This window comes from Bdellovibrio bacteriovorus, assembly GCF_002208115.1.
GTDB lineage: Bacteria > Bdellovibrionota > Bdellovibrionia > Bdellovibrionales > Bdellovibrionaceae > Bdellovibrio > Bdellovibrio bacteriovorus_C.
In genome coordinates this window covers 2,613,204-2,630,579 of the sequence record NZ_CP020946.1, presented here as the reverse complement: position 1 = coordinate 2,630,579, position 17,376 = coordinate 2,613,204, and the positions used below count along the sequence as shown (strand labels likewise).

16 protein-coding genes are annotated in these 17,376 nt (G+C 50.8%); 8 read left to right on the top strand and 8 right to left on the bottom strand.

The window, feature by feature from the left end:
• Position 1: 1 nt before the first annotated feature.
• The 5 genes from B9G79_RS12620 to pulA are packed head-to-tail and all read right to left on the bottom strand — an operon-like array spanning position 2 to position 8,181.
• Entirely contained in the window at positions 2-1,444 is a 1,443-nt protein-coding gene (locus B9G79_RS12620) for an alpha-amylase (protein ID WP_088565822.1), read from the bottom strand.
• A gap of 9 nt (positions 1,445-1,453) precedes the next feature.
• The gene (locus B9G79_RS12615; protein ID WP_088565821.1) at positions 1,454-2,497 is read right to left on the bottom strand and encodes an ABC transporter ATP-binding protein; all 1,044 of its coding nucleotides are present in this window, start codon (positions 2,495-2,497) and stop codon (positions 1,454-1,456) included.
• A gap of 1 nt (position 2,498) precedes the next feature.
• On the bottom strand, positions 2,499-3,317 hold the full coding sequence (locus B9G79_RS12610; RefSeq protein WP_011163732.1) for a sugar ABC transporter permease: 819 nt from the start codon (positions 3,315-3,317) through the stop codon (positions 2,499-2,501).
• On the bottom strand, positions 3,317-5,518 hold the full coding sequence (locus tag B9G79_RS12605; RefSeq protein ID WP_088565820.1) for an extracellular solute-binding protein: 2,202 nt from the start codon (positions 5,516-5,518) through the stop codon (positions 3,317-3,319). The genes B9G79_RS12610 and B9G79_RS12605 overlap by 1 nt, the downstream gene beginning before the upstream one ends.
• The gene (gene pulA / locus B9G79_RS12600) at positions 5,518-8,181 is read right to left on the bottom strand and encodes a pullulanase-type alpha-1,6-glucosidase (protein WP_088565819.1); all 2,664 of its coding nucleotides are present in this window, start codon (positions 8,179-8,181) and stop codon (positions 5,518-5,520) included. The genes B9G79_RS12605 and pulA overlap by 1 nt, the downstream gene beginning before the upstream one ends.
• 91 nt (positions 8,182-8,272) lie before the next feature.
• Between pulA and B9G79_RS12595 the strand changes: the two genes are divergently transcribed.
• The gene (locus B9G79_RS12595) at positions 8,273-9,553 is read left to right on the top strand and encodes a carbohydrate porin (protein WP_232468647.1); all 1,281 of its coding nucleotides are present in this window, start codon (positions 8,273-8,275) and stop codon (positions 9,551-9,553) included.
• Positions 9,554-9,556: 3 nt separating this feature from the next.
• Here B9G79_RS12595 and B9G79_RS12590 read toward each other — a convergent pair whose 3' ends face one another.
• Together B9G79_RS12590 and B9G79_RS12585 are read right to left on the bottom strand one after the other, a co-directional pair.
• Positions 9,557-9,988 carry a hypothetical protein gene (locus B9G79_RS12590; protein ID WP_088565817.1) on the bottom strand — a complete coding sequence of 144 codons (432 nt, stop codon included), beginning with the start codon at positions 9,986-9,988 and terminating at the stop codon, positions 9,557-9,559.
• 9 nt (positions 9,989-9,997) lie between these two features.
• A complete protein-coding gene (locus B9G79_RS12585; RefSeq protein ID WP_088565816.1) occupies positions 9,998-10,894 on the bottom strand; it encodes a pirin family protein in 897 nt (298 codons plus the stop codon).
• A 79-nt stretch (positions 10,895-10,973) separates the two neighbouring features.
• Here B9G79_RS12585 and B9G79_RS12580 point away from each other — a divergent pair, with 79 nt between their 5' ends.
• From B9G79_RS12580 to B9G79_RS12565, 4 genes are all read left to right on the top strand, one after another.
• The gene (locus B9G79_RS12580; protein WP_088565815.1) at positions 10,974-11,747 is read left to right on the top strand and encodes an AMP nucleosidase; all 774 of its coding nucleotides are present in this window, start codon (positions 10,974-10,976) and stop codon (positions 11,745-11,747) included.
• A gap of 75 nt (positions 11,748-11,822) precedes the next feature.
• Positions 11,823-12,290 (top strand): hypothetical protein, encoded by a 468-nt coding sequence (locus tag B9G79_RS12575; RefSeq protein ID WP_088565814.1) that lies wholly within the window; start codon positions 11,823-11,825, stop codon positions 12,288-12,290.
• 188 nt (positions 12,291-12,478) lie between these two features.
• Positions 12,479-13,018: a hypothetical protein gene (locus tag B9G79_RS12570; RefSeq protein WP_232468645.1), complete on the top strand. Its 540-nt coding sequence runs from the start codon at positions 12,479-12,481 to the stop codon at positions 13,016-13,018.
• 257 nt (positions 13,019-13,275) lie between these two features.
• Complete coding sequence (locus tag B9G79_RS12565) at positions 13,276-13,779, top strand: Dps family protein (protein WP_011163741.1); 504 nt, start codon at positions 13,276-13,278, stop codon at positions 13,777-13,779.
• 53 nt (positions 13,780-13,832) lie between these two features.
• Here the strand turns inward: B9G79_RS12565 and B9G79_RS12560 are convergent, their stop codons facing one another.
• Entirely contained in the window at positions 13,833-14,570 is a 738-nt protein-coding gene (locus tag B9G79_RS12560) for a substrate-binding periplasmic protein (RefSeq protein ID WP_088565812.1), read from the bottom strand.
• Positions 14,571-14,857: 287 nt separating this feature from the next.
• Between B9G79_RS12560 and B9G79_RS12555 the strand changes: the two genes are divergently transcribed.
• From B9G79_RS12555 to B9G79_RS12545, 3 genes are all read left to right on the top strand, one after another.
• Positions 14,858-15,292, top strand: a complete 435-nt coding sequence (locus B9G79_RS12555) for a helix-turn-helix domain-containing protein (protein WP_011163743.1) — start codon at positions 14,858-14,860, stop codon at positions 15,290-15,292.
• 70 nt (positions 15,293-15,362) lie between these two features.
• Positions 15,363-16,568: a S41 family peptidase gene (locus tag B9G79_RS12550; RefSeq protein ID WP_088565811.1), complete on the top strand. Its 1,206-nt coding sequence runs from the start codon at positions 15,363-15,365 to the stop codon at positions 16,566-16,568.
• 169 nt (positions 16,569-16,737) lie between these two features.
• Entirely contained in the window at positions 16,738-17,355 is a 618-nt protein-coding gene (locus tag B9G79_RS12545) for a hypothetical protein (RefSeq protein ID WP_088565810.1), read from the top strand.
• The last annotated feature ends 21 nt before the right edge of the window (positions 17,356-17,376 follow it).

Here is a 17,376-nt window from a genome sequence, read left to right as displayed (position 1 = left end):
ATTATTTCTTAACTTGTGCCTTCACTAAAAGAACCAAGGATGAATAAGGCGCCAGTGTGGTGCGCACTTTTCCGCTGTTATTGACGCTGAAGCCTTCGGCGCAACTGCGTGATTTCAGGCGATAGCCTGCATCCACGATGTTGCAGTAGTCACCGGCTGGCAGGTTGGTCTGGAATTCTTTGGTCACAGACTGACTGCCAAAGTTCATGGCCACAAAACCAAAGCGCGGGCGGGCAAACGAGATCACGTCGCGGGCGTGGGTTGACCAGTTGGAAACTGTGAACGCCTTGTCGGTCTGATTGCGGAAGTCCACCATCGCCGCCACTTCCGGCAGGCGGTGTTCGCAGGTCCACGGGGCGCGGCACTGGTTCTGATCATCCAGAATCGGCAGGGTGCGAAGGCTGTCGTTCAATGGCGGTCCCTGATCGAAAGAATTAAAATCAAAGCCGGAATACACTTGCGGGTAACCAAACGGCCACGCCAGCATAAAGATCTGCGCCAGACGGTACAGGTGCTGCTCGGGGCTTGAATATTTCAAAACGGAATAATCATTCGTGCGTTCGATGTCGTGGTTGGTGACAAAGACGATGGAATCAATGCTGCTTGGGAAGCCGCTGGCAATGAACTGCAAAGCATCGGTGTTCTTGTCTTTGAAGGCATAACCCAGACGGTGAGGATAGTCGTAGGCGGTCACATCACTGAACGGGGTGTATTCGCTGTACTGAACAGGGCCTGCCGGGTCATAGATGATTTCAGAATAGATGTAAGCTGATCTTTTCAGCCGTTTCAGGATCTGTTCCAGATCGCGGGCCGGGATGTGTTTCGCGGCATCAATACGGAAGCCTGCCACGCCCAGATCCAGCAGACGGTTTAAGTACTCGGCCTGTTTTTCCTGCACGTAAGTGGATTCGGTTTTCAGGTCCGCCAGATCGACCAGCTCGCAATTTTGCAGCTCGTACAAATCACGGAAATCACGGATGTCGTTATTGCCATTTCTGCCGCAGTGATGGAAATCCTGATGGGAATAAAGACCAGGGTATTCATAGTGACTAAACTGCGTGCCGGCAGAACCCACACCGCCCGGAATGCCGGTCATGTGGTTCAGGATCGCATCGGCATAGACATCCACACCGGCCTGACGGCAGCGGCGGACCATGTCGGCAAATTCAGCCTCAGTCCCTGAACGGGATTCCAGTTTGTAGCTGACCACCTGATAGCGTTCCCACCAGGGGTTGCCCTGCCAGTGAATATGTTCGTGAGGCGGGGAAACCTGAACGGCAGAAAAACCCGCCGGCCCCAGATAGGTTTCGCATTCACGGGCAACATCATTCCACGGCCATTCAAACAATTGAACGAAGACCGTGCGCGGAGCCGCAGCTGCTGACAGGCAAGACGCCAAAGTCAGCAAAATCGCTGTAATACCGAGGGATAAACTGCGGATCATCCGATCTCCTTAAAGCCTTTGATTCAGGCCCGTTTTTTTATCAAACAGGTGGGCCTTTGTCAGGTCGATCTTCAGAGGCAGGGTCTGCTTCATGGAAAAATTATCCATTGAATCCACCAGGATGCGTACGTTGTTTCCGGAAAGTGTTCCGTGAAGCATCTGCTGGCCGCCCAGGTTTTCAGAAATCTCAACTTGGAAGTCCCCCAAAGCAACTTCTTGGGCTCCCAAGGGCCCCTGATTCAAGGAAAAAGCATCCGGGCGGATGCCCAGAATCTGATCTGCTTTGCGGGCTTCAGGCCATGGGATCTTTTCCAGAACCGCACCTTCCAGGAAGTTCATTTCAGGTGAACCAATGAAGGTCGCAATAAAGGTGTTCTTCGGACGGTGGTAAATTTCAGACGGAGTTCCGATCTGCTCAATCACGCCGTCCTTCAGAACCGCGATACGGTCCCCCAAAGTTGTGGCTTCCATCTGATCGTGGGTCACATAGATCATGGTGCTCTTGGAACTATGGTGCAGGCGTTTGATCTCCAGACGCATTTGGGAACGAAGATGCGCATCCAGATTCGACAGCGGCTCATCAAACAAAATCACCGGGGTTTGACGGCTCAAAGCACGGCCCAGGGCCACACGCTGGCGCTGGCCTCCGGAAAGTTCTTTGGGTTTGCGATCCAGAAGGTGTTTGATCTGCAAAAGCTCAGAAATCTCATTCACGCGTTTGGTGATTTCGCCGGCTGCCAGATTCTTCAGCTTCAAACCAAAGCCCATATTTTCTGCCACCGTCATATGCGGGTACAGGGCATAGGATTGGAAGACCATCGCGATGTCGCGGTTTTGCGGTTCGATGTCGTTGATTTTTTTGCCGTCGATGCTGATGGTGCCGGAATCCGCAGATTCAAGGCCCGCCAAAGTTCTTAGCAAAGTCGATTTGCCACAGCCGGAGGGGCCCACCAAAACCAGGAATTCGCCCGGAGCGATATCCAGATCAATGCCCTTTAAGACATCCGCAGAACCGAAACTTTTTTTGATGTTGGAAAACTGAATTTTTGCCATATCAACCCTTCACGCTTCCCATGGTCAGGCCAGAAACCAGATATCGGGAAATACTGATGAACAAAATCAAAACCGGAACGCTGACAATCAAGGCGCCCGCGGCATAAAGACCCCACTGGGTCGCAAGACTTGCCTGGAACGAACGAAGTCCCAACGGCAAAGTGTAAAGTTGCGGGTCCTGCAAAACCACGGCGGCAATCACGTATTCACTCCAACTGCTCATAAAGCTGAATAACGCGGTGATCACCAAAGCTGGCGAGGACACCGGCAGGATGATCTTATAGAAGATCATCCACTTTGAGCAGCCATCCAGCAACGCCGCCTCTTCCAGTTCGCGCGGAATAGTGTCGTAATACGCCTTCATCTGCCAGATACAGAACGGCAGCGCGGTTGAAGAATAAATCAGGAACAAGCCCCAGAAGCTGTCAATCAGGCGCAGCTTTGACAGGATGATATAAAACGGCAGCATCAGCATGGTGGCCGGGAACATCTGGGTCATCAAGAGCGAGAACAGCATCATGTTGCGCCCACGGAAGCGGTATCTTGCCAATGCATACGCACTGGTCGATGCCAAAGCCACACCCAAAAGTGTGGTCGCCGCACTGACCACCAACGAGTTGCGCATCCAGATCAGAAAGTCGGTGGTGGCAAACAGATCCACAAAGTTCTTAAAGGAAGCATTCGGTCCGATGATTTCCAAGGACTGTGTCTGGAAAGCGTTGTCGGGACGTAAAGACACCGACAGCACATACAAAATCGGATAAATCGAAAACAGTGAGAAAAGCAAAATGCTGATCCAGGAGAAGGTCTTTTTAAGCATTACTTCGTCTCCTTCTTGAATTGGCTTTTCAGTGATCCCAGACCCCAGACGACCAGAATCAGGAAGATGATCACGGACACAGAAGCCGCATAGCCATAGCGATACAGGTTGAAGGCCGCTTTATAAACGTAGCTGACCAGAATGTGCGTTTGATCGCCCGGTTCCCCCGAGTTGCTGACCAGCCAGATCACATTCAGATTGTTAAACGTCCAGATAGAACCCAGCAAAGCCGCTGGCGCCATCACCGGCAACAACAACGGCCAGGTGATATGACGGAAGCGCTGCCAAGCATTGGCGCCATCCAGTCTTGCGGCTTCGTACAAAGAGCTTGGAATGGACTGCAGACCACCCAGCGCCACAATCATCATGAACGGGAAGCCCAGCCACACGTTGGTCAAAATACACGCAGCAAAAGCCGTCGTCGGCTGACTGAGCCACTGAACCGGGGACATGTGCAGGAACTGTTGCAGGAAGATATTGATCGGCCCGTATTCCTGATTGAACATCGCACGCCAGGTAAGAGCGGTGATGTATTGAGGCACCGCCCATGGGATGATCAGCAAGGCCCGCCAGAATCCTTTGCCGGCAATCACCTGATTGATGATCACTGCCAGGAACACACCAATAGAAACGTGGAAGACGATGTTCACCACGGTCCAGATAACGGTTTTCAGGAACAGGGAATAGAAGCGGGGATCAGAAAGAGCCGCGACATAGTGATGGAAGCCCACCAGGGACCAGTCCTGGAACGTGCGCAGACTGAAGTTCGAAAACGAAATCGCGATATTATAGAAGAACGGATAGATGATCACCGCAAAGATGCCGATAAACGCCGGCAGCATCATGTAATAGGCAAAACGCTGGGGCCCGCGGAATCCTTTAAAGAACGCCACTAGCGAGTTTCTTGTCAGCCAGATCAACAGAACGATGCCAATGCCGAAAATAGCTTTCAAAACAGTGGCGCCCACACCCGGAGTCAGAACTTCGTTCATGTCACGGATTTGTTGTTCTGCGGTGATTTGCGCCTGTTCTGCGGCGGCTTGCGGTTGCAGGCTTCCCGCCAGAACTTTTTGGTACTGAATGCGCAGACTGTCCCAGACGGCACGCACTTCCGGGGTCACCGGCATCGGTGTTCCAACTTCCATGATGTCGGCAGAAATTTTCAAGAGTGGATTGTTTTTGACGATATCGGATTCACGCGCCTGAAGATTTGACGGCAGAACGCCGACTTTTTCAGCGAACAGCAACTGCACCGGCGTAGAGGTCAGATACTTCAAAAGTTTGACGGCCGCTTCGTAATGAGCCTCGCTTTTCATGTTGGCATTCAGGGAATAGCCCTTGGTTCCCACCAGCGGGCTTGGCCATTTGCCAGTTTCAGAAATCATCGGGATGCGAGCAATACCAAAATCGACTTTGGCCTGCTGATAGTCACCCCAGGACCAGTCACCATTGATTAACATCGCGGCCTTGTTTTCTTTGAACAAAGCATTGGCGGTTTCATAGTCGCATTCTTTTGGGATGATCTTGTCCTGATCACGCAGTTTCAGAATGAACTGGAAAGTGTCTTTCAAAGCCGGGGTGTTCAGGTTCGGAGTGACTCCGTCGGCTTTTAGAAAAGCTTCGCCAAAAGCGGGAATAAACGGGGCAAAGAAGAACGGCTCGGTATAATTGAACACCAGACCCCAGCGGTCGATTTTGCCATCGCCATTGGTGTCCACCGTCATTTTTTTGCCAAGCTCGATCAGTTCCTGTGAATTTTTTGGCGGGGTGGTGATGAACTTCTTGTTGTACAGAAGCATCAGGTGATTTCCGACCGCATCACCGATCATGTAGTGCTTGTTATCGTAAACCGGGGCTGCCAACGGATCAAAATTCTGGAAATAGTCAGAACCCAGAACCTCGTCCAGCGGACGCACTATGCCCATCGTGGCAAAAGGCCCGACCTGATCGCTGGGGCCGTAAACCAGTTCCGGCCCGCTGCCACCCATGGCGGCGGATTGATAGCTTGAACGCAGCTCTTCCGTTTCACGGTACGTGGCCTGAACGGTGATGCCGGGATTTTCTTTTTCAAATTTTTCCAGGGCCTCGGCCAAGACCTGACGGTGGCCATAGATCATCTGGTGCCAGATCTGGATGCGCACATCCTCGGCCCGAGCGGTGAGTGAAGCAAGAATCAGAAAAGGAAAAATCCAGAATTTCATCAGTGACCGGCTTTCTGAATTAGAATCACGGTGCTGCGACCCGGGATTTGGATGCGTTTATCACCCGGGATCAGCAGAACCTGAGAAAGGATGGTATCGACTTTTTCATCCAGCAGCGGATGCAGTTCCCAGTTTTGACCTAAGACACCGTGTTCAAAGCTGCGCGCTTCGCGGGCGGCGTTGAAGAAAATCAAAAGTTTTTCCGAGGACGACTGCAGATGCATCGCAATCAAACCCGGTTCGGCCTGTTTGTCGTTGTCGATAAAGGTCAAAGATCTTTGAATCTCGGACAAATCGTTGAGTTTGAACAGGTCAGAACTTTGACGGACACGCAGCAGGGCTTTGAAGTACTTTTCGGTGCGAGTGATCAGCTCAGGCGTGACTTTCATGCCCGGCTCCTGCAGCCGTGGCTGCCAGAACGACCAGTCATCAATGTTTTTCCAGGCAGGTGGAAGTCCCGCGCCCCAGAAGTTCTGCTGACGGCTCCAGTCGATGCGATTGAAGAAATCACCGGAATTGTAGCTGTCCTGATCGCCGTTCTTGCTGCGCAAAAGCTCCGATCCGGATTCAATAAACGGAATGCCTTGGCTTAGCATTGGCAATGCCAGGGCCAACTGATGCATGCGCTGGCGGTCTTCGGATTTACTCAAAGCAGGGAAGCGGCCGCTGGTATAAAACGGCGCTTTGGCCTGAACGGCATCCCACAAAGTGTAACCATCGTGCGCAGAAACATAGCTGACTGTTTCGAGGGCTTCAGCACTGGTGCCGGTGGGCGCCCCACGATAGTGCAGTTGTCCTGCGGTCACGAATGAACCCCAGTGTTCCTTGAAACGGAAATCACGCAGATTGCCCGCAAGGCCTGCTTTGATCACATCACCAAGATGCAAAATCTTTTCACGCTGACCGTTGCTATCTGGCGGGGTGTTGCGGTTGGCAGGCTCTTTGTTGAAATCAAAATAAAGCCCCGTCGCAAACCCCTGATCGGATTTTTCAGCGGAATTGGTTGTGCCCCCACGAACCGCGTCGCGCAGACGGTCGTTGAAGAAGCCATAGCCGCTGCCATAGGAATTCAGCATGTGCAGCGACTCGGATGGATAGCGGTCATAGAAAGAACCAAATGCCCAGCCTTCGCCGTACAGATAGATTTTGGAGCCGTCGATGCCGTCTTCTTGTTCAGTCAGGCCACGTAATTCGGATTTGATTTTTTCCATCGTGCTGCGGGAGTGGAACGACATCAGGTCAAAGCGGAAGGCATCGATCTTGTAAGTGCGTGCCCAGTGAAGCACGCTGTCGATCATAAGCTTTTCCATCATGCGATGTTCGCTGGCGGTGTCGTTGCAGCAGGAACTTTTTTGAATGTCACCCTCGTCGTTCACTCGGTAGTAATAAAGTGGCACGATCTTATCAAAGACCGAGTAAGGTTCCAGACCGGCCTCGAAGGTGTGATTAAATACAACATCCTGAACCACTCGCAGGTTCATTTTATTGAGGGTCTGAACCATGTTGCGGGTTTCATACACACGGCGGGACCCGTTTGGATCTGTCGCGTAGCTGCCCTCCGGAGTCATAAAGTGAACCGGATCATAGCCCCAGTTGAACGGGTCTTTGGCTTTGATGCGGCCAAGGTAGGCTTGTGCTTCCTGAAGGTCCGAACTTTCGGACTCATAGTTTTCCCAAGAGTCTTTATTTTCCGGAACCGAGCCAAAGTCATTGAACGGGAGCAAATGCACATGGGTCATTCCAGCGTCCGCCAAAGACTGCAGGTACTTGCTGCTGTCGGTGTTGGTTTGTGCAAAAGCCTCATAGCCACCGCGATACGGGAAAGGCACGGTGAAGTCAGCAACGCTGAAATCACGGATATGCAGTTCGTAAATCACAATGTCGTTGAAAGAGCGCAAAGACGGTTTTTGCAGTCGGTCCCAGCCTTGTGGCTTCAGCGCGGGATCCTGCAAGTTCACGATTTGGGATTTGGCGCCGTCCGCAGTCAGGCTGAAGCTGTAAGGATCCGTCACAGTGTGGGATTCGACCTGATCGGTGAGGGGCTGGTAAACTTCAACCTGGTAAAGATAGAAATAGTTGACGTATTTTCCGGGAAGATCCGCGAACCACACGCTGTGTTGTCGCTTCATTGGTACAACAGCCGCTGGATGGGTGTCTTGCGCCTCTTTATATAGCAGCAATTCCACGTTGCGTGCCGTGGGTGCCCATAGTTTTACACCGACACTCGTGGAACGCACGTGGGCGCCAAGGTCATTGCCGTTATAGAAATACATTTGATCCAGAATGCCTGAATACTGCAAAGCCGTGGAATCCAGCACCTGGCCGTTTTTATTGGAAACAAAAAGACGCAAAGGACGACGAATGAGCTGATCAATTTGTGTGGAGGAAAGGTGTTGTGTGCTTAACTCAACGTGGGAATAATCAGTGCGAATCACGGGCAGAAGAATGGAGTCCTGCTGGTGCAGTGAAATGCGTTCTCCGAGGGAAAATACAAGATTTTGGTGAACGCGGAAGCCTTGTGGCAAGCGCAAAACAATGCGCGAGTTGTCCACCCACTGCGCGCGCGCAGGAGCTTTGGCTTCAGAAATTTGTCCCAGCAAAAGTGTGCAAGAAAGTACGAAGCAGAAAATCAATAGTTGTGAACAGGTACGGAAGCGCTTCAAATATTTCCCCCAAAAAGTTTGAGTCTTCGTGCGTAAGGTCTTTTCAGGCGCAGACTTTATGGGTATCCCTCAGCTTTTTCAAGGGAACTCGATGAAAACTATTACGATTGCGTTATTGTTCTTGATTCTAAGCAGCACAACTCACGCTGTGGAAACGACTTTCACCGGATATCTGCGTGGCGGAAGCGGACTGAACATGCAGGGTGGTCACATGAATTGCTTCGGAAACGCGGGAATGCCCGGTAATTTCCTTCGCTTAGGCAATGAGTGCGATTTCTACACTGAATTGGCCATGGTGTTCCACCATGTTAAACCCACCGAAACAGATCCCGTATTTTTCAAAACCCAGTTCCGCATGGTCTATAGCTCTTTAGGCACGCGTCAATGGGAGGCTGCTGCAAACCGCGACACAAGCCAGATTGAAGCGTTTGTGAAGGCTGGTGGTTTTACCGAAATCCCCGGGGAATTCTGGGTTGGTAAAAGATTTTATCGCGATGTCGATCTTCATATTTTTGACTGGTACTACTATGCCGACATGAGCGGCGTGGGTGCGGGGATCGAAGGTCTGCCGTTGGGTGAAGGGCGCTTTGCTTTCGCTCACTTGATTCAGGCTGATGATAATTTGAATGACACCAATGTCGGTCGTCCGGTTTTGAATGCTTTGGATTTGCGTTGGACTGCGGTGCCTTCATTCGCGGATCAGAAGCTGAACTTCTGGGGTGTGTATGCATGGGCGGCGGGAAGCTCCACCGACACCGAAGAATATGTTCCTACGAATGGCTATTCTTTGGCGACACGACTTCAGGGGCCGGTATGGGGTGGTAACAACAACTTTGCCATTTTGTACGGAAAGGGCACGATGCGTGGATTTAATATCTATGCTGACAGCACAGTACCCGCGACGGATGAAAGCCAAAATCGCGCATGGACCTGGAGATTTGTTGAAGACTACACCTATGATGTGACGGATCGTTGGGCGTTGATGTTTGGCTTGGCCGCAGAGATTGCGGACAGTGGCACCGATACCGACAGCAAAAGTCAGATGCAGGCCATCGGTGTTCGTCCGATTTACTTTGTGTCCGATCGTTTCCAATGGGCTTTCGAAGCGGGCTATTCCCGCATCAACAATGAATCTGAAAAAACCGGTGGTGGTGACTATGTCGGGGATCGTGACCTGGGTCGCGTGACGGCGGCAGCTCAGTTGTCCGTCGGAAAAAGCATGTGGGGTCGCCCCGTCATGCGTGCGTTTGTGTCCCACTCATTTTGGAATGACGCCAACCAGGGCGCAAACTTCATCGGAAACCGCGCCCCCGCCTTCAGCGACAAGCTAAGCGGCACAAATTTAGGCTACCAGTTTGAGGCTTGGTTTTAATCTTTAATTTCTATTCTGGTACCAGTTCCACAGTGATTGTGCGAACTGGTCGGCGCTGGTGCTGCCGTCGTGAAGTGACTTCACTCGGCGCAAAGCCGTGGCTTGGTCTTTCTGTTGGATTTTCAAAATACGGAAAAGTTCTGTGACGTTTTTGCCTTTTCCGGCTTTCAGGTCTTTGCCCAAGTTATCATAGTTGATCGTTGCGAACTGTTGGGCTTCCAGTGCCATTTCATCCATGGCATTGGTGGGCGCGGTTGTGGCCGCCGTTGCGGATGCCGGGGCGGGGCCGCTTTTCATGATTTCAGCATCACGGGCGTGGGTTTCCCAGTTCGGCACAAGGGCTTCGTCGCCTTCGGGGGTGGACGGGGATGGAGTGGTGGCGCAGCCTGCGGCAAACAAGGCCATGACGACAAGTCCTTTTGATTTTTTCAGCACAAAAACTCCTTACCCTTTTCCGGTCGGTTCCGGTGGCAACGGGATGATATCAGTTTCGCCGGGGACCTGTGGGAAGGTCAACTCTCGCCATTGTTTTTTGGCCTCTTCAATTTTTTCCTGCGAAGAGGAAACATAGTTCCAGTAAATATAGCGCGGCTCCGGGAACGGTTCGCCGCCCAGAACGATGACTTGGGTGTCCTCGGTGGCGGTGACTTTCAAGGATGAACCCGGCTCCAGGACCACAAAGTCATCCGGCGGAATGATTTTGCCATCGATATCCAGGCTGCCTTTGATGATATAGAATGCCAGCTCCTGCGTGCCGGGATCATAGTGGAAAGTTTTTCCTTTGCTTAGCTTCACATCCATAAAGAACAGTGGCGAATACACATCCACTGGTGATTTTCTGCCCAGGGCTTCTCCGGCAATCAGCATCACATCGGCATCATCGACTTTAAAACGCGGGATGCTGCTTTCCGGGTGATGTTTGAAGCTGGGTTCACGGTCTTCTTCGTTCAGTGGCAGGGCCACCCAGAACTGCAGCAGGTGCAGACGGTGAGCTTTTCCGATAACGTCTTCCGGCAGCTTTTCAGAATGTGAGATTCCTTTGCCCGCAGTCATCCAATTCACGTCCCCCGGTGTCAGCACCTGTTTGTGTCCGAGGCTGTCGTGGTGAAGAACTTTTCCTTCCAGCAGGTAGCTGAGGGTGGACAAACCAATGTGAGGATGAGGGCGCACATTCAGGCCGTCGCCGGCCGCGAAATCAGTGGCAGGGAAATAATCGAAAAAGATGAAGGGCCCTACCATTCGCTTTTTGGAATAGGGGATCAGACGGTGGACTTGAGGTCCTCCGACAGAGACCAGCCTTGGTGCAATTTCCATCAGAATATGATTTTGCGTAGAACTCATAATCGGACCCCTTTTCTTCTGTGAAATATCATGTTAGCTTAAACCAATTTACCAATTGAAGAAAATTATTAGGAGTAGCATGAAAACAAAAAAAGAAATCGTCGATAACTGGTTGCCTCGCTACACAGGCGTGCCGCTGAATGAATTTGGCCATTATATTCTGCTTACAAACTTCGGTAACTACGTGAAAATGTTTGCCGAACAGTTCAACGTGCCGGTGCGCGGTTTGGATAAACCGATGCAAAGTGCCACGGCTGAAAACATCACCATCCTGAATTTCGGTATGGGCAGTGCGTTGGCAGCGACCTGCATGGACTTGCTGTCTGCAATCAATCCCAAGGCTGTTTTGTTCCTGGGTAAATGTGGTGGTATCAAAAAGAAAAATCAACTGGGTGACTTTATCCTTCCGATCGCGGCCATTCGTGGTGAGGGCACCAGTAACGAATACCTGCCGGCAGAAATCCCGGCTCTTCCTTCTTTCCGTCTGCAAAAAGCCGTTTCCACAATGATCGCGAAACACAGTTGCGATTACTGGACTGGAACGGTGTACACCACCAACCGCCGCGTGTGGGAACACGACGAACAGTTCAAAGATTATCTGACCAAGACCCGTGCGATGGCCGTGGATATGGAAACGGCGACGATCTTTGTGACTGGTTTTGTGAATGAAATCCCGCGTGGGGCTTTGTTGCTTGTGTCTGACAATCCGATGATCCCGGACGGTGTAAAAACCGAAGAAAGCGACAAGAAAGTCACGGCGAACTTTGTAGACAAGCATTTGGCGATCGGAATTGATTCCTTGCGTGAGCTGCGTGACTCTGGTGAGTCCGTGAAGCACATGCGCTGGGATTGATTTCAGACATAGTGTCCTTTCCGTAATTTCCAAAATCCCCTCGGGTCGACTAGGGTCAATGCCTAGGAGGCCTGCATGGGGAAGTGGTTTCTACTTATTCTGACGATCTTCACTCTATCAACCGGGTACGCAAACGACGGACTGCCGATGCCGTTGCCGGATGATCCCTATCCGGGTGAACCTTATCCCGTGCCGCCACCAGCTCCGCCTAAAGATGTTCCTTATTCCTTAGGGGGCGGGGAAACGGGTCGTTTCGGCACTAGAACTTTTGATTTCTTTCCACGTTACGATTTGAATCGCATCAAACGCATTCGCTTGGTGGGGCTGCGCAACAATCTGGAGATTGTCGAGGTGCGTATTCAGTACGCGGATGCGTCGGGGGAACGACGCGAATACCGACTGGAAGGGGAGTTGAAATCCAGTGGAGTGCGGGAGACGGTCTTGGACGGGCGTCCCATCTATCGCATAACCGTAAAAGCCTCACCTTCGTACTTCTGGAAAAAGCCCGGTGGATTCCGAGTTGACGTGATCGCAGTGAAGTAGAAATGCCCATTTTTCGAGCATGAAATTTAGATATGAAAATGCAAAAAGGTCTCGGTTTGTGGGTGGCTTTCCTGTGATTTTCACCTTTTTTCATGCAATTAACATATTGTGTCATTCCAGAAGTTGCGATATAACTGGGCCACTTTAAATCACCTAGACGTTTTAATGCACTATTGGGGAGGCTCGTTTTGATCAATCCAGGCACTAACATGCACGCCGACGAAATCGACACAGATTTGGATTCTGACCTAGATAACGAAAAAGAGGTGAAGAAATCGGCCTTCGACGTAGATGTCGACGAAGAACAGGAAACCGCTCTATTGGCGAGCCTGTCTGACAACCTTCTGATGGAAGGTGAAGAAGATGACCTGAACCTAGATGAAGTGGAAAACATCCTTGAGCTGCAAGACACGAACTTCCCGAAGTTCACTTTGGCTAAAAACAAGGCACGTTTCCTGAGAATGGTGAGCTGGTACCGTGGTAAAGAAGAGTGGATCGAAGTAGCTCCTCTTTCTGGCGTGACCAAACTGTTCAAGACGCAAACGAAAGAGCTGGAAGGCATCCGTTCTTCCAAATTGGATTATGAAATGGAACTTGAGACCGGAACTTTGACTCCATCTCAAAGATCTTACCGCCGTGATGAACTTAAAATGTGTAAAGTTCAGGAAAAAATGGCAGTTCACTTGATCTCCAAACTTCAAGTGAAAATCAAATCCGGCCGCCGCTAGTTCAGCACCAACTGGCATAGCTGAATCACAAAAAAACACCATCAAAACCCAGCCCTCAAAAGCTGGGTTTTGTTTTTTCCTAAAAGGTACCTGCTTACTTTTGCAGAAGCACTGCAGCTTACGCGCAGCTTATGCAAAAGTAAGCAGGTACCTTTTTGCCTTTTGTCTGGTTTCTCAGTTGGTGTGCAGCGCTCCTTTTTCATCTATGAATTTTGGTTTAGAGTTTAGGTCGTAGCTTTTACAGAAAGGTTCCGACTATGAAAAAGAACAACAAGTCCGAAAAGCACGCGAAGCCCTCTATCAACATTGGTATCCAGGAAAAAGACCGTCAGAAAATTGCTGATGGCCTGTCCCGTTTGCTGGCAGACTCTTACACTCTTTATTTGAAAACTCACAACTTCCACTGGAATGTCACCGGTCCTCAGTTCCAGACTTTGCATGTGATGTTCGAGGGTCAATACACCGAGCTGGCAACAGCCGTGGATCTGATTGCTGAACGCATCCGCTCTTTGGGTGTGGCCGCTCCGGGCACATACAAGGAATTCGCGAAACTGACCAGCATCGAAGAACCTGTGGGTGTTCCTTCCGCAACAGACATGATCAAACAACTGGTGGAAGGGCAGGAGGCGGTTGTTCGCACGGCTCGTTCCATCTTCCCGTTGGTTGAAAAAGCTGGCGACGAAGTCAGCGCGGATTTGCTGACTCAAAGAATGCAGCTTCACGAAAAAACAGCGTGGATGCTTCGAAGCATGCTGGAATAATTTTTTGGTTTCACAAACCTAAAAAGAAAAAGCCTCCGCAAAGGAGGCTTTTTTTATCTGGATAGCTGTTGATCCAGCAGCTTGCGATAAATGCGCTGATTCTTTTTTAGAGCAGCCTCTACCATCTGATAGGTCTTTTCGTCGATGTCTTTGCGAAAGGCCACATGCAGATTCAAAGTGGTGTCTGGCACCACAAAGACCTGATACTGATCATCCACCCTCAGTTTGCGCAAAATGTATTCTCCGTTGGAGGCTGTCGGGACAAAGATGCCATCCAGTCTTTTGGCGCGGATCTTCTGCAGGTTGCGCTCGATCACATTTTCACCACTTAAAGGTTCGATCTTGATTCCGTGCTTTAGAAGCTCTGTCGGAGTGAAGGAATCCTTGGAGTGCCCCAGAGTGCGTCCGCGGAAGTCCTTGAGTGACGTCGCCCGGGTCAGGGGGGAGTTGCGAGGAATGATAATCGCCGAAGATGTCGTGAATAAGGGTGTTTTGGAAAAGCGCATGTACTTTTCTCGTTCGGGTGAGGGCACCAGGAACAGGGCAACGTCCACCTTCTTGTTTTGCATGTCCCATAAGACGCGTGCAAACGGCGTGGCCACCCAGCGCACTTCGGTGTTAGGCAGTTTCACATAGTCTTTGAAGAACGTGATGCCCGGACCCTCGGGTTCTTCATTCAAAGTGAAAATGTGCGGAGGCAGGTCATAGACATTCACCCGCAACACTTCCCCAAAAGCGAAAGATCCCGAGAAAAACGTCAATATAAAGAGAGCAGATAGAAACTGTGGCATTCCAGAACGTCCTTAATAAACAGCCAGCATCAATATAACAAAGACAGTCCGAAGCGACGAGCAGATTGTGGAAGCTGAATTTGCCGATAAAACCGGCAAGAATTTGGGCATAAATTCGGAAAGGTCGGTCAAGCGGGATTTTTAGACCGACAAAAGTCCAGTGTTTTGGCCTGCTTAAAGTGTCTCAAAAAATATTTGCAACTGGCCCTAAATTCTCAGCGTGATACGCCGATAGGTACAAAGTGAGTCAAATAGGCTTTGTTAATGTTTCAAAAGGGGAGGACTAAATGTCACGTACAGTTATGATCGTGGTGAGCGATAGCCAGGAAACAATCGAAAACACAAAAAAGTACTGGGAGAACCACGATGTGACAGTTCAAGCATATTCATCTGCACAGTTCAGAGAAGGGCTTGATAACGCATTTTTCAGACAACAACTAGTAGCGGGTGTTCCGGCTTTGGCTTCAGGCACAAGCCCGATCAACTCTGACGTGGGTGGTGGTAACGTAATCCAGTTCCCAACGCCAACAGCTACTTCATCCAGCGTTCAGAAAATGGAAGAGCTTGAAGCTCACGCCATCGAAAACGCAATCGTGCAATACAAAGGCAACCTGACGGAAGCGGCAAAAGCTTTGGGTATCGGTCGCGCGACTTTGTATCGTAAAGTAAAGCAATACCACATTGATCCTTCTGCGGCTCGCAAGAAGAAAGTGGCTGCTTAATTCTTCCTTTTGAATTGAAAGACAGGGGCCGGATGAAGATACATCCGGTCTTTGTTTTTACTGGACCGAGATGACGCGGATCTTAGGAATTCTTCTGGCAGTCTCCTGCGCCTATGGGGCGTATCATTTCACTCTGCAGCGCGGATTCGTTAATCCGTATCCGGCAGTGTGTGATCTTGTCGCGGAAAGAATCTTTCTTGACGACAGCAAAATCAAAAACTGGAAAAAGACCTGCAGTCGGCGCAGCCGTCTGGTCACTCCGTATTCTCCGAAAAAACTGATCATCAAGGACATGAACAATGCCCTGGCGTTGCTGAAGGTGTCGCACCTCGAGGTCTATGATTCTTCCGAGGTCGCCAGTATCTGGCGCGGGGAAAGTCTGGAGACCGGCATCGAAAGCCGTTTTGTCGACGGGGAACTGGTCATTTATAAAATTCATCCTGATTCTCCGGCGCAAGAGGCGGGTTTGAAACCCGGTGATGTCATTCAAAGCATCAACGCCGAACAACCCAACCCCTGGGAAGCGCAGACGGAGCAGGGCTCCTACCTGATGCTTCGTCAGGACAGGGAATTTTCTGTCAAAATCAAACCTCGCTCCATCCATCGGTCCGAGGATCTGAATCTTGAAATCAAATCCGCGCAAAACGCGGTGCTGGAAATCCCGTCCTTCCGTGCGGCTTTCTTTGAAGAAGAAAAACTCAAAACGCTGCAACAGCAGATCGCGCCATTGCGCAAGCTGGTGGTGGATTTGCGCGGAAACCCGGGCGGCAACTTCGTCGCGGGTCTGCGTTTTCTGTCGTTGTTCATGTGCAAGTCCGAGGAGGTCGGGCGCCTGGTAAAGCCCCGGGCCCCAGTGAAAGCTCCGGCCGAACTTCCTAATGATTTGCGGGATCAGGAACAACTGGCCGTGCTTGATAACAGCAGCGAGATTTTGTTGAAGACTTACGACAACCCTCAGTGCTTTAAAGGCGAGGTGCGGGTGCTCGTCGATGGGAAAAGCTCTTCTGTGGCTGAAATGGTCGCGCAGGCTTTGAAAGAGTTTAAAAAAGCGCCCCTGCTGGGAAGTCCCAGTCGCGGGCAGTTGCTGGTTGGTGTCTGGTATCCACTGGAAGAGGTGGGGCCGGGGGTGCAGATCTCCATCCCAGAGGCGATTTATCTCAGCCACAAGCAGCATCAAATCGAGGGACAGGGCGTGGATTTGGACCGGGTCCTGTACTACAGCCTCCCGGAAATGCAGGCGGGGATTGATTCTTGGGTGAAAAAGGCCCTCGACTAGAGTCCCGGATGTATGGCGTTTGTCGTCTCACAGTGAGATGATCATAATAATACGTCAAACATCTTTTGTACGTCTGTTCAGGCTCTGTGCAGCTAGAATGAATTGAAGTGGTTATTAAACGGCACGCCCTTCGCAGTGACAATATACAGCACTTGCGAAGGGGTAATAAATGAGGAACGCAAACGTGATCGAATTTCCTAAAGCACAATCAGTAAGAAAAAGACTGCAGGACAAAGCGCAGGAACAAAAAGCGGTTCTTGTTCTTTCCATCGCTTCGGTGCTTTTGATGACGGTGTTCCTGAATCAGTGGCTGGTGCGCGGCCCGGATCAAAACCTGGCTAATGGCGCCAACCGTGGGGTTGCGAGCTTTGAACCTTCCAGCTTCGCCAAAGATGTGAAGTGGGAACACGACCTGGCAAAAAGAATGGCGACAGAAAAATCTGCTATGGCGGCAAGTCTTGCGGAAGCTCCGACATTGCGTGATGAATTGGTGTTTGGTTATCTTGAAGGCAAATACGGCATGAAGCTGGCGCAAGGCCGTATTGAAAGCCTGGAGTTCATTGATGCCCAGGCGGGTGAACACCCGATGGCTATCGAAGACAAAGCCGGCTTCCTTAAAAAGTATTCCGAAGCTTTCGGCATGAACTATTCCGAAGTGTCAGTGGCGTCCAGTGCTGCCGGGGAGCAGGTCTATAGTCTGATTGATTCCTCCAAGCAAATCATCGGTAAAGCCCAGTTCGTTACTGATGATCAAGGTCGTGTTCAGGCGATCAATTTCGCCCACTAATCTCTTTAGTGTTTCCTGTTT